The organism is Phocaeicola oris (genome assembly GCF_021295095.1).
Classification (GTDB): Bacteria; Bacteroidota; Bacteroidia; order Bacteroidales; family Bacteroidaceae; genus Phocaeicola; species Phocaeicola oris.
Genome location: NZ_JAJLQX010000001.1, coordinates 121,296 through 134,007 on the forward strand (window position 1 = coordinate 121,296; position 12,712 = coordinate 134,007).

At 37.6% G+C, this 12,712-nt stretch carries 12 protein-coding genes; 10 read left to right on the top strand and 2 right to left on the bottom strand.

Annotation, left to right across the window (positions count from 1 at the left end; genetic code table 11):
* Nucleotides 1-16 precede the first annotated feature (16 nt).
* The 9 genes from LO761_RS00560 (at nt 17) to LO761_RS00600 (ending at nt 9,033) form a co-directional block, all read left to right on the top strand.
* Nucleotides 17-1,015: a vWA domain-containing protein gene (locus LO761_RS00560; protein WP_272816387.1), complete on the top strand. Its 999-nt coding sequence runs from the start codon at nt 17-19 to the stop codon at nt 1,013-1,015.
* A gap of 5 nt (nt 1,016-1,020) precedes the next feature.
* Nucleotides 1,021-2,049 (top strand): VWA domain-containing protein, encoded by a 1,029-nt coding sequence (locus LO761_RS00565; protein WP_272816388.1) that lies wholly within the window; start codon nt 1,021-1,023, stop codon nt 2,047-2,049.
* 2 nt (nt 2,050-2,051) lie between these two features.
* The gene (locus LO761_RS00570; RefSeq protein ID WP_272816389.1) at nt 2,052-2,729 is read left to right on the top strand and encodes a tetratricopeptide repeat protein; all 678 of its coding nucleotides are present in this window, start codon (nt 2,052-2,054) and stop codon (nt 2,727-2,729) included.
* 20 nt (nt 2,730-2,749) lie between these two features.
* Nucleotides 2,750-4,585 carry a BatD family protein gene (locus LO761_RS00575; protein WP_272816390.1) on the top strand — a complete coding sequence of 612 codons (1,836 nt, stop codon included), beginning with the start codon at nt 2,750-2,752 and terminating at the stop codon, nt 4,583-4,585.
* A gap of 14 nt (nt 4,586-4,599) precedes the next feature.
* Nucleotides 4,600-5,445: a tetratricopeptide repeat protein gene (locus tag LO761_RS00580; RefSeq protein WP_272816391.1), complete on the top strand. Its 846-nt coding sequence runs from the start codon at nt 4,600-4,602 to the stop codon at nt 5,443-5,445.
* Nucleotides 5,446-5,449: 4 nt separating this feature from the next.
* Nucleotides 5,450-6,157: a phosphatase PAP2 family protein gene (locus LO761_RS00585; protein ID WP_272816392.1), complete on the top strand. Its 708-nt coding sequence runs from the start codon at nt 5,450-5,452 to the stop codon at nt 6,155-6,157.
* A 97-nt stretch (nt 6,158-6,254) separates the two neighbouring features.
* On the top strand, nt 6,255-6,518 hold the full coding sequence (locus LO761_RS00590; protein ID WP_272816393.1) for a DNA-binding protein: 264 nt from the start codon (nt 6,255-6,257) through the stop codon (nt 6,516-6,518).
* Nucleotides 6,519-6,574: 56 nt separating this feature from the next.
* The gene (locus LO761_RS00595; protein WP_272816394.1) at nt 6,575-7,699 is read left to right on the top strand and encodes a universal stress protein; all 1,125 of its coding nucleotides are present in this window, start codon (nt 6,575-6,577) and stop codon (nt 7,697-7,699) included.
* A 2-nt stretch (nt 7,700-7,701) separates the two neighbouring features.
* A complete protein-coding gene (locus tag LO761_RS00600; RefSeq protein WP_272816395.1) occupies nt 7,702-9,033 on the top strand; it encodes a cobyrinate a,c-diamide synthase in 1,332 nt (443 codons plus the stop codon).
* A 525-nt stretch (nt 9,034-9,558) separates the two neighbouring features.
* Here the strand turns inward: LO761_RS00600 and LO761_RS00605 are convergent.
* Nucleotides 9,559-9,921 carry a DUF805 domain-containing protein gene (locus LO761_RS00605; protein ID WP_272816396.1) on the bottom strand — a complete coding sequence of 121 codons (363 nt, stop codon included), beginning with the start codon at nt 9,919-9,921 and terminating at the stop codon, nt 9,559-9,561.
* A 132-nt stretch (nt 9,922-10,053) separates the two neighbouring features.
* Nucleotides 10,054-10,683 carry an HU family DNA-binding protein gene (locus tag LO761_RS00610; protein ID WP_272816397.1) on the bottom strand — a complete coding sequence of 210 codons (630 nt, stop codon included), beginning with the start codon at nt 10,681-10,683 and terminating at the stop codon, nt 10,054-10,056.
* Nucleotides 10,684-11,176: 493 nt separating this feature from the next.
* Here LO761_RS00610 and atpD point away from each other — a divergent pair, with 493 nt between their 5' ends.
* Complete coding sequence (gene atpD, locus LO761_RS00615) at nt 11,177-12,703, top strand: F0F1 ATP synthase subunit beta (protein ID WP_272816398.1); 1,527 nt, start codon at nt 11,177-11,179, stop codon at nt 12,701-12,703.
* Nucleotides 12,704-12,712 lie beyond the last annotated feature (9 nt).

Consider the following 12,712-nt stretch of genomic DNA (forward strand, 5'->3'; position numbering starts at 1 on the left):
AATAAAATGTGAAACAATGATTTTTGCAAATATTGAATACCTATTTTTACTGCTTCTGTTAATTCCTTATATAGTATGGTATATATTTAAACGGAAGAAAACAGAGCCAACACTACAGGTTTCTACAACCGGTATGTATAAGAATGTTCCCAAAACTTGGAAAATCTATTTGTTACACGTTCCCTTTATTCTGCGAGTCATTTCTATTCTTATGATAATTTTAGTATTGGCTCGTCCACAAGCAACCAATCATTGGCAGAATACCGAAATCGAAGGCATAGATATTATGCTGGCCGTAGATGTATCAACAAGTATGCTGGCCGAAGATTTACAGCCGAATCGTTTGGAAGCGGCAAAGGCTGTCGCGACAGAATTTGTTAATGGTCGTCCGAATGATAATATTGGTTTAACTATTTTTGCCGGAGAGAGTTTTACTCAATGCCCCTTGACAACTGATCATGCCGTACTATTGAATTTATTTAATAGCATTAATGTTAACATTGCACAGAGCGGTTTAATAGAAGATGGCACAGCTATTGGCATGGGTATTGCTAATGCTGTCAGTCGTTTAAAAGGGAGTAAAGCAAAATCAAAAGTTATTATTCTTTTGACAGACGGTAGTAATAACCGAGGCGATATTTCACCTTTGATGGCTGCTGAGATTGCTAAGCAATTTGGGGTTCGTGTCTATACCATTGGTGTTGGGACAAATGGTACAGCTCGTTATCCGTTGAGAACTTATACAGGAATTGAATATGTAAATGTTCCTGTTGAGATTGATGAGAAAACGTTGATGGAGATTGCTTCTACCACAGATGGTCAATATTACCGCGCAACAAGTAATTCTAAACTGAAAGATGTTTATGAAGAAATTGATAAATTAGAGAAAACGAAGTTGAACATAAAGGAATTTAGCAAGCGTGAAGAGAACTATCAGTTATTTGCATTGATAGCATTCTTCTGTATCTTGTCGGAGTTGATATTACGTAACACTTTGTTGAAAAAAATACCATAAAGATTATGTTTCGATTTGCAGATCCATATTATTTATACTTATTAATTATCATTCCTCTATTAATAGTTTTATTCTATTACGGTGTCTATCGGAGGCATCAGAATATTCGGAAGTATGGCGATCCGGAATTGGTAAAACATTTAATGCCTACCATTTCAAAGTATCGTCCTTCCATAAAATTCTGGATTCTGTTGTCCGCTTTGGTATTGGTCGTTTTACTCTTGGCCCGTCCACAGTTTGGATCAAAGATGCAGTCAGTAAAACGAAGTGGAGTGGAAACAATGATTTGTTTGGATATTTCTAATTCTATGTTAGCTCAGGATGTTACTCCCAGCCGATTGGAAAAAGCAAAGAAGTTAATTTCCCGTTTAGTCGATACATTCAACAATGACAAAGTTGGAATGATTGTTTTTGCAGGTGAAGCTTTCACACAGTTGCCTATCACGACTGATTACGTCTCTGCAAAGATGTTCCTCGAATCTATCACACCTGATTTGATTACTACTCAGGGAACGGATATCGGTGGGGCTATTCGTTTGAGTATTAAGAGTTTTACTCAACAGGAAGAGGTTGGACGTGCCATTATTATTATCACCGATGGCGAGAACCATGAAGGCGGTGCTGTTGAAGCGGCTAAGGAAGCAGCTAAGAAGGGCATGAGGATATTTGTTTTGGGTATTGGCTCACCCGATGGATCACCGATTCCAAATGGAGAGGGAGCAAATGAATATCGTAAGGACTCGGAAGGTAATGTGATTATTACTAAATTAAACGAAGAGATGTGTCAGCAGATAGCTAAGGTTGGTGCCGGCGCATATATTCGCGTTGATAATTCTAATTCAGCAGAGCGTTTGTTGAATGATGAAATTGCCAAATTATCTAAAAAGGATGTAGAGAGTCAAGTCTATACAGAATTTGATGAGCAATTTCAGGTCATTGCCTGGATTGTTTTAATCTTATTAATTCTGGAGATGTTGATACTTGAGAGAAAGAATCCGCTCTTCAAGAACGTGAAGCTTTTTAAAAACAATTGATTATGAATAAGAGATTATACATATTAATGTTTCTTTTGATTACAGCCGGTAACGTTATGGCACAAAAGTCTGATCGTAACTATTTGCGTAAAGGCAACCGTTATTATCGAGATAGTACTTATGTAAAAGCAGAAACGGAATATCGAAAAGCATTGGAGAAGAATCCAAAGTCAACTGACGCGATGTATAACTTAGGCAATGCATTGCTCTTCCAACAAAAAGGGAAAGAAGCAATGGAACAATATGAATCTGTTTCCAAAATTGAGAAAGATAAAAGTAAATTGGCACAGATTTACCATAATGCCGGTGTCATTCTTCAGTCATCAAAACAATATCAACAATGCATTGAGGCTTATAAGGAGGCTCTCAGGAAAAATCCTCATGATGATGAGACTCGTTATAACTTAGCTTTAGCTCAGAAGATGCTGAAAGATCAGCAGCAGAACCAACAAAATCAGCAGCAAAAGCAGGATCAAAAAGAAGACAAGCAAGATCAAAACAAGAACCAACAGAACGAGCAGCAGCAACAGCAACAGAATCAGAACCAAAATAAAGATGAAATGTCGAAAGAAAATGCTGAACAGTTGTTGAATGCTGTTATGCAGGATGAGAAAGAAGTACAGGATAAAGTAAAGAAATCAATTCAAATTCAAGGAAAGAAGTTGGATAAAGATTGGTAATAGTGATAAATAAAAAGATTATGAAAAAGATAATATTCTTATTAATTGGTTTATTTACTGTTCTAAATATTTGGGCTGATGATAAACCGCGATTTACTACCAGTGCTCCTGATGTGGTAGTTAACGGTGATCAGTTTCGACTTTCATTTACCATTAATACGAAGAAAGTAAAAGATTTTAGAGCACCTAATATACAAGACTTTGATGTACTGATGGGACCAAACCGGTCGGAGCAAAGCAGTATTCAGATTATTAACGGTAAACAAACTTCCAATCAATCCATTACATATACTTATATTTTGATGGCTACGAAAGAAGGTACATTTACCATTCCGGGCGCAACTATTGTAGCTGATGGCCAGTCGCTAAAATCAAATCAAGTTAATATAAAGGTTCTTCCTCCGGACAAGACTGGTAATACTTCGCAGAGTGGTAAAAGCGGATCGGTTGGATCTCTAAACGGTACTTCATCCGGCGGTAAAATTTCAAATAATGACTTATTTATTACGGCTACAGCAAGTAAAACTACTGCTTATGAGCAGGAAGCAATTCTTCTGACGTATAAAGTCTATACTTTGGTCGACTTGCGTTCTTTAAATGGTAACATGCCTGACATGAAAGATTTCCATACACAGGAGGTTGACTTGCCTCGACAGAAACAGTTTACTCTCGAACATTATAACGGAAGAAATTATAATACATGTGTATGGAGTCAGTATATTCTATATCCTCAGCGTTCAGGAAAATTAGAAGTTCCTTCTATTAAGTTTGATGGAGAGATTGCTCAGCATATTGAGTCAATTGATCCGTTTGACGCGTTCTTTAATGGAACGGGAGCTTTATCAACGTATAAGAAGACTATTGTTACTCCAAAGGTTATTATTAATGTAAAGGAATTGCCTTCAGGAAAACCTGAGGGCTTTTCAGGAGGTGTTGGATCGTTCAATTTGACTTCTTCCATTAATGAAACAAAAGTTAAGACAAATGATGCTGTTACATTAAAACTGATTATCTCAGGAACAGGCAATATGAAACTGATGGAGAATCCGGAGGTGAAATTTCCTCAGGATTTTGAAACTTATGATCCAAAGACAGAAAATAACTATAATCTAACCTCTGAAGGTTTGTCCGGAAGTAAAGTGATTGAATATTTGGCAATTCCTCGTCATGCGGGCAATTTTACCATTCCTCCGATTGAATTCTCATATTTCGACATCAAATCGAATAGCTACAAAGTTTTAAAAACAAATCCATATAACATTACTGTTGAGAAGGGAGCCGGTAATGCTGATCAGGTTATAGCTGACTTTACAAATAAAGAAGACTTGAAAATTATCGGAAGTGACGTTCGTTATATTAAGATGGGTAACCCCAATCTGACAAAGAAAGGCAATTTCTTTTTCGGAACAACTTCTTATTATGCTTGGTATATTGTTCCATTTCTCATCTTTGCCATTGTAATGATTGTATGCAGAAAACAAGCCATGGAGAATGCAAATGTAGCCAAGGTCCGCACTAAAAAAGCTAATAAAGTTGCTACTAAGCGTCTGAAAGCCGCAGGTAAGTTATTGGCTGCCAATAAGCAAGCAGAGTTTTACGATGAGTTATTGAAAGCTTTGTGGGGATACACCGGCGATAAGTTGAATATTTCTGTTTCCGAGCTTTCAAAAGATAATATTGAGGAGAAATTGAGAGAACATCAAGTTAATGATGATTTGATTAAGGAATTTGTTGATATATTAAATGACGCGGAATTTGCACGTTTTGCTCCTGGTGATCCGAGTGCTACGATGGATAAGGAATATCAGGCAGCTATCGATGTCATCAGTAAAATGGAAAACAGCATCAAACATTAATAGGAGGATAAACGATGAAAAAAATATGTCTTTTACTTTTATTTGTCTCGGCATTCCTTTCAACGAATGCGCAAACTTCATTGGATTCTACTGCTACAGATTCTCTTCAAACTGATTCTGTAGCATCTAAAGCAATTCAGCAAACTGTCCAATTGGCAGCGAATGTCGTTCCAAGCAAAGCCGCGGCCGACAGTGCTTATGCAAAAGAAAGCTATGCTGATGCTGTTGCTCTTTACGAAGGTATTCTAAACACAGGTAAAGAATCGGCGGATATTTACTATAACTTGGGGAACAGTTACTATAAAATGAAGAATATAGCGAAAGCCATTCTGAATTATGAGCGTGCTTTACTGTTGAATCCGGGAGATAGTGACATACGTTTCAATTTGAAATTGGCTCAGAGCAAAACAGTAGATAACATCACTCCTATGAGTGAGGTTTTCCTCATAACTTGGTTTAAGTCTTTGACGAATATTGTAAGTGAAAAGGGATGGTCTAAAATAGCTATTGCATGTTTTATATTAAGTCTTATTTTAATAGCTATATATATTTTTTCTAAACAGATTCTGTGGAAAAAAATAGGATTTATTTCTGCTATTGTATTTATTTTAATTTGCATTCTATCGAATGTGTTTGCTTCAGTTCAGAAGTCGGAACTTGTGGGTCACAATGCCGCTATTGTTATGTCTCCGAGTGTAACGATAAAGAGCACTCCTAATGAGAGTGGCAATGAACTGTTCATTTTGCACGAAGGAACAAAAGTGCTGATAAAAGATAACACAATGAAAGAATGGAAAGAGATTAAACTTGAAGATGGTAACGTAGGATGGATTCCGGCTGACGCTATAGAAATTATTTAATTTGATGGATATACAACAACTTATAGCCTTTGATAAGAATTTGTTGCTGCAACTGAATGGAAGTGATTCCTTATTCGTGGATGGATTCATGTGGGCAGCGACGAGTACTATTGTGTGGATTCCTGCAGGACTTGCCTTGTTGTTTATCTTTATAAAAAGTAATACGCGTGAAAAAGCTCTCTTTACCCTATTTATGTTGGTTGCTTGTGTTCTTGTCGCCAATATTATTTCCGGAGGGATTTGCAAGCCATATTTTGCAAGGCTCCGGCCGGTGAATGACCTGGATATAATGTATTTGGTCAATACGGTAAATGATTTCCGTCCTAACTCATTCAGTTTTCTATCAAGCCATTCAGCCAATTCGTTTGCCCTTGCTGTGTTCGCCTCCTTATTGATAAAAAAGTGTTGGTTCGCTTTCTCAACAATAGCTTGGGCTATATTACATGCATTTACCCGAATATATTTGGGAGTCCATTTCCCCGGTGATATTATTTTTGGCATTATCGATGGAGTAGTAGTTGCCTTTATCTTTTATTTCTTGCATAACATTCTGCGGAAAAGAATATTTCCTGAAACACATTTTTCCCCTGATCAGTATAAAGGACAAGGTTATGTCGTTAGTGACTTGAAAGTATTTTATTTCGTATTGCTATTAACGTTAATACTGCTTATTTTTCTTGGAATAAGGTTCTCATATAATCTTTCGCTATAAAGTTTCTATATAAAAGAAGCTAAATAATTTGTTTTATTCTTATACATTGAGTAAGTTTATACCGTCATAAGGCATAAACCTATTTAATTTTTTTATTATGAGAACAATTACATTTAATGAACTTCGTAGAATAAAAGATTCGTTACCTGATGGTAGCATCCATCGGATAGCTGATGAATTAGATATGACAGTGGAGACTGTACGCAATTTTTTTGGCGGTGAGAATTTTGTCAACGGAAAAAGTGTCGGTATTCACATTGAGCCCGGACCGGATGGAGGTATTGTTCTATTGGACGATACAATCGTTTTGGATAAGGCTCTTGAAATTTTAAAGGAAGAGGAAAGCAAAAAGGAAGCTTAATGCGATTTTCTTCCCGTATGTTTTCTTATCTTTTTTAATCAAAAAAGTAATGAAGTATGGAAGACAAATTGGTTACACTCTCTATCTTAACTTATGCTAAAGCACAGATCCTAAAGACGCTGCTCGAATCGGAAGGCATTGAAGCCACTATTCATAACGTTAATCTGATACAACCGGTTGTATCATCGGGAGTTCGTGTACGTATTAAGGAAAGTGATTTGCCTAAAGCATTACAAATTATTGAGAATTCCGGCTGGATGTCGGAAGATGTTATGAATAAATCGGTGGAGTACAAGAAGAGAAAATCCGTAAGGAAAGTACTTATTCCTGTCGACTTTTCCGATTATTCACTGAAAGCATGTGAGTTTGGCTTCTCGTATGCTGACGCAATTCATGCCGAAGTTGCCTTGTTGCATGTGTATTCCAGTCCGATGTTCATGCCTAATATTCCTTATAACGCAGATTCGTTTAATGTCACTACCGACGTGGGTACTGACTTGAAGTCGTTGCTTGATCAGGAACAGGAAGAGTTGAATAAACTGGCAAAAACAATTAAACAAAAAGTAGAAACAAAAGAATTTCCGAATGTGAAGTATTCGTGTACACTTCGAGATGGCATCCCTGAAGAGGAAATTCTGAAATATGCTAAAGAGATCCGCCCACAACTTATAGTGATGGGTACTCGCGGAAAGAATCAAAAAGATATTGAGCTGATAGGCAGTGTCACTGCCGAAGTAATAGAACGCAGTAAGACTTCTGTTTACGCTATTGCGGAAGAGTCGCACGTCGCTACATTTAAGGAGATAAAGAAGATGGCTTTTGTCACTTCTTTTGATCAGCGTGACTTGGTAGCTTTCGATAATCTTATTAACGCATTCAGCAATCCTGACGCAACTATTTCTTTTATTCATCTGAGCTCGGATAATGATGCATGGAACGAAATAAAGCTGGCAGGTATAAAAGACTATTTCCAAAAGCAATATCCGAAGTTGAATTTGAAATATAGCATGATAGCCGACGATGACATTCTGAGCAATTTGGATAAGTATGTGAAAGAAGAGAAGATAGATGTGATTTGTATTACAAATTATAAGCGAAATATCTTTGCGCGACTTTTTAATCCGAGCATTGCAAGAAAGATGATTTTCCATGCTAACACACCTATTCTGGTTATTAAGTAATAATGAAGTCACAAATCTTAGTCGGGTCTATATCGCAATCCTGCGGAAAAACAATCTTTTCCGCAGGATTGTTACGATTACTGAAGCGTCAGAACCTGACCGGACAAGCATTTAAAAGCGGCTCCGACTTTATTGATACAAAACTTTTAAGCTATGCGTCGGGAAAACCTTCCTACCATCTGGACGCATGGGTAACATCAAAATCTCATATCCAACGTTTATATAATAAGTATGGCGATTGTGCCGATGTATGTATCACTGAAGGCCATTCCGGTCTGTTTGACGGGTACGACCGTTTGACAGGGAGTAGCGCAACTATTGCGATGCGTTTAAAACTTCCTGTTTTATTAATTGTTAATGCGACAGGAGCATCTTATTCGGTGGCTGCGTCTATTTTTGGATTCAAGCATTTCTATTCTTCCATTCGAATTGTCGGAGTGGTGTTTAATCAGGTGGTTTCATCGGAGCAACACACATTCCTCCGTAGGTGTTGTAATGATGCCGGAGTAGAGTGCTTAGGGTATATCCCATTCGACGAGAAACTGAAGATTCCTTCCAAGCATCATTGCTATACTAACAAAGAATGGAACGATTTGAACGCAACTTTTGAATTGGCTGCCGATTATATCAGTCGATATGTTGAAGTGGACAAATTGTTAAGTATTACACAGCGAAATTTTCCTGTTGAGTATACGCTACCTTATAATGAAGAGATAGATGTGGAAAGCCTTTCGTTAAGAAAGAAGCTGACTATAGCGGTAGCCGATGATCCTGCGTTCGGACTCACTTATACGGAAAATCTCACTCATCTGAATAAATTTGGGACAATTCTCAAGTTCAGTCCGGTATTTGGCAACGATTTACCTAAAGCCGACATCGTTTATTTGCCGGGTGGATACCCCGAATTATTTGCACGTCAACTACATCGACGGAAAAGAATGCTTGATGATTTGAAAACTTTCGCCGAAGAAGGAGGGAAAATACTCGCGGAAGATGGAGGAATGGTACTGCTGGGACGTACTTTATCCATTCGGGAGGGAGGAACAGCATACGAAATGGCGGGAGTGTTCCCTATTGATGTCACCATGAACGGACCAAAGATTTGCTCCGGATACCGGCAGATGAATGCCGAACACTTTCATCTGCGCGGATATGAGTTTCATTACACCACATGCAATCATTATCCGGAAAGAGAAATCGTATGCAAGACGGGGAATACATACGACATTGATGTCAATTCACCATTACTTCGGTACAAGAATGTTATAGCCACTTATTCTCATTTATATCTCGGCGAAACAGATTTCTTTGGATTATGGGATAACATAAAATAAATCTGTTACTTTTTTCTATTGAGGTATACTATTATTAATATTGAAATAGGTATAAACATCATTATCAGGTATTCCCACCATTTTTTTTCAAAAAAATGAGGGAACATGTATTAAGGATAATCAATAATATACTTACAATGATTAATAATTTTTCTGTTGTTTTCATATTACTCATCCTGTTTAGATTATTTCTCTATATACACAGCTTACACTTTCAATATGAGTAACCTCAATAACACTTAATTCTACGCTTAAAGGCTATTTCTTTTTTATATCACTTTTCGTGTTATAAGCCAGTATTATCATCATGATGGGTGGGTATAGAAAAATAATGAATTCCCACCATTTTTCATCACCCGAAACAAAACGGCTTACATTAACAAATAACAGGAGAATAGCTCCAATAATACTGATTATTTTTATTGATTTCATGGTTATTTGATTATTAAGAACATAGCGATAAAAGTATTAGATAAAAGACTTATACCTTTATTTTAAGTTTTTATTTTCATTCTAAAATTGACTCTAAACTGTTCCTTCCGTTTCCTTAAACGGATTAGGACCGTACTCATTATCCGGAGCACTTCCTAAGCAGACAAGGTATAATAGAACTAAGCAACCAACGAAAGGGAAGAAAGACCAGAAAAAATTCCAACCGCTGTGGCCGGAGTCATGCAACCGGCGCACACATACACTGATTGATGCCGGAAGTAAAACTAATGCTAAAAGAAGTAGAATGGTTACAGGCAAGGCTATAGTCGCGTTAAATTCTTCATTATTCGCCAACAGTATGCCATAACATAAAAAGTTGATGACAACACTTATTAATAGAAACCACCAGAATTCGCTTCGAGTTGCTCTGCCTTTCAGCACGAAAGATTTCCTCATGCATGTTTTAAAAGATTCTGCTTATTTAGAAAAATTTATTGAATTATGTTATCTATTGGATGACTGTATATGTTCTTATCCTATGGGGATCGTTAATACAACTTTCTTCCTATCGCCAAAGAATACAACCGATTAGAAGTTTGGCCCTTTGACATATATAGGATTTCTCTTCGTGTTTTCATTAACAATTTTCCCTGACTGCAACAAATCTTTTATGATGCGATGAGCGGTAGATCGAGACACACCGAATGCAGCTTCTATATGGGCGCGAACGAACGACGTTTTACCACTGTCAAAGAATTGTTTCAACTTTTCTACAATCTTTTCTTTCGTCGGATATTTGCCGTGCATGAGCGGACAGCGTCGGAAAGCCATGTTAATCAACTGATTATTAAAACCTTTATCCGGAGTGAACCCTGTGGTATCATACGAAATATGATTGGCTTTAGTCTTGTTTGGATCAATTTTTACATCACTTTTTAATTTCAAATTGAAATATCCTAAATTTGGTAAATGAACTCGTTCTCCATTGGCCAGACAATTGGCAATATGATTACTTAGAGCTTCTATAACCGCTTTTACATCAGCCCGTGTAAGTGTACATTCTTTCTCAATTCGTGTGGCTAAATCATTAGCTGTAACGGTACGTTGAATAACAGGACGAACGCAATAGATCATTTCATCTTTGTTTTTAGCATTAGGCACGGTATAGAAATCAAACAGAATCTCACCTTCTTTTTTCTTCATCATTTTGAATTTCATATTGATAAATTTTTAAAGTTATAGTAAATATTAGGTGTACCACGTGCGTGAGACAAGTGTATCACGCAGGTGGCGCATGTTGTTCACGCACGTGGTACACTTGTCTCACGCACGTAGTACACCTGAATTGTTTATACAAATATAAACGATATATGCATAAAAAGCAAATATTATATAGATAAGAATACCTTTGTCATCATTGATAGCAAACGAAAGTATAAGTCATATCAATGATGGCATACAAACTGTATATATGATTTTTTACCCTATCCGAAATTGATAGAATGCATAGGAATGCTAAAAGATAAAAACAAATTTAAAAACGTATCCTGCTTTTTCCACATATTTAAAGGAAAAATTCATTTTTGGCTAAAAAAAACAGCTCATCTTCGTTTTAATTGTAGAATATTTCTAACTTTGCGAGATATGAATTAAAAGCGATCCAAGGATTGTTTAGATTGGAAACTATTAAATTTAATAATAAATTACGCTTATGTCACAATTAATTGGGCATATATCTCAGGTAATCGGACCGGTTGTGGATGTGGTCTTTACGGGAGATAACATTGATTCAGAGATGCTTCTTCCTCGTATTCATGATGGACTGACGTGTAAGCGCCCGGACGGGAGAATGTTGATTCTTGAAGTACAACAGCATATTGGTGAAGATATGGTTCGTGCTGTTGCTATGGATAGTACCGACGGTTTGAAACGCGGCTTGGAAGTTTCTCCAATGGGACAGCCTATTACAATGCCTGTTGGAACCCAAATCAAAGGTCGATTGATGAATGTAGTGGGTGAAGCGGTTGATGGAATGAAGCCTCTCAGTAAGGAAGGCGCGCTTCCTATTCACCGTGAACCTCCAAAATTTGAGGAATTAGCTACCACTCAGGAAGTTTTATTCACAGGTATCAAGGTTATCGATTTGTTAGAGCCTTATGCCAAAGGTGGTAAGATTGGTTTGTTTGGCGGTGCCGGTGTGGGTAAAACCGTGTTAATCATGGAACTTATCAATAACATCGCGAAGGCCAATAATGGTTTTTCTGTTTTTTCAGGTGTAGGGGAACGTACGCGTGAGGGAAACGATTTGCTTCGTGAAATGATTGAATCCAGTGTTATCCGTTATGGCGAAGACTTCAAAAAGAGTATGGAAGAAGGGAATTGGGATCTCTCTAAAGTAGATTACGATGAGATAGCCAAATCTCAGGCAACTTTAGTATATGGTCAGATGAATGAGCCTCCCGGCGCACGTTCTTCTGTCGCGTTATCAGGTTTAACTATAGCAGAGTCGTTCCGTGACGGCAAAAGTGGCGATGCGGACGCGCCTCGTGATATATTGTTCTTTATTGATAATATATTCCGTTTCACTCAGGCAGGTTCTGAGGTATCAGCTCTGTTAGGTCGAATGCCATCAGCCGTAGGTTATCAGCCTACATTAGCGACAGAGATGGGACAGATGCAGGAACGTATTACTTCAACAAAGAACGGTTCAATCACTTCTGTTCAAGCTGTTTATGTGCCTGCCGACGACTTAACCGACCCGGCTCCGGCAACGACTTTTACTCACTTGGACGCAACAACCGTATTGAGCAGAAAGATTACCGAATTGGGTATTTATCCGGCTGTCGATCCTTTGGATTCAACATCACGTATCATGGACCCGAATGTTATCGGTAAAAAGCATTACGAGACGGCACAGCGTGTTAAGCAAATTCTGCAGCGCAACAAGGAATTGCAGGATATTATTGCCATTTTAGGTATGGACGAGTTGTCGGATGAAGACAAGACAACTGTTAATCGTGCTCGTCGCGTACAGCGATTTTTATCACAACCATTCCACGTTGCCGAGCAGTTTACCGGAGTTCCCGGCGTACTTGTATCTATTGAAGATACTATTAAAGGTTTCAATATGATTTTAGATGGAGAAGTCGATGACCTTCCCGAGCAAGCATTCCTGAATGTAGGTACTATTGAGGATGCCATTGCCAAGGGCAAGAAGTTGATGGAAGCATCTAATTAAAAATGTAAA

Excerpts from the sequence above, each read along its gene's own strand:
- LO761_RS00565 (WP_272816388.1), top strand. The coding sequence starts at position 1,021 with ATGTTTCGATTTGCAGATCCATATTATTTATACTTATTAATTATCATT.
- LO761_RS00570 (WP_272816389.1), top strand. The coding sequence starts at position 2,052 with ATGAATAAGAGATTATACATATTAATGTTTCTTTTGATTACAGCCGGT.
- LO761_RS00610 (WP_272816397.1), bottom strand. The coding sequence starts at position 10,683 with ATGAAATTCAAAATGATGAAGAAAAAAGAAGGTGAGATTCTGTTTGAT.
- LO761_RS00590 (WP_272816393.1), top strand. The coding sequence starts at position 6,255 with ATGAGAACAATTACATTTAATGAACTTCGTAGAATAAAAGATTCGTTA.
- LO761_RS00580 (WP_272816391.1), top strand. The coding sequence starts at position 4,600 with ATGAAAAAAATATGTCTTTTACTTTTATTTGTCTCGGCATTCCTTTCA.
- LO761_RS00560 (WP_272816387.1), top strand. The coding sequence starts at position 17 with ATGATTTTTGCAAATATTGAATACCTATTTTTACTGCTTCTGTTAATT.
- LO761_RS00605 (WP_272816396.1), bottom strand. The coding sequence starts at position 9,921 with ATGAGGAAATCTTTCGTGCTGAAAGGCAGAGCAACTCGAAGCGAATTC.
- LO761_RS00600 (WP_272816395.1), top strand. The coding sequence starts at position 7,702 with ATGAAGTCACAAATCTTAGTCGGGTCTATATCGCAATCCTGCGGAAAA.
- LO761_RS00585 (WP_272816392.1), top strand. The coding sequence starts at position 5,450 with ATGGATATACAACAACTTATAGCCTTTGATAAGAATTTGTTGCTGCAA.
- LO761_RS00575 (WP_272816390.1), top strand. The coding sequence starts at position 2,750 with ATGAAAAAGATAATATTCTTATTAATTGGTTTATTTACTGTTCTAAAT.
- atpD (WP_272816398.1), top strand. The coding sequence starts at position 11,177 with ATGTCACAATTAATTGGGCATATATCTCAGGTAATCGGACCGGTTGTG.
- LO761_RS00595 (WP_272816394.1), top strand. The coding sequence starts at position 6,575 with ATGGAAGACAAATTGGTTACACTCTCTATCTTAACTTATGCTAAAGCA.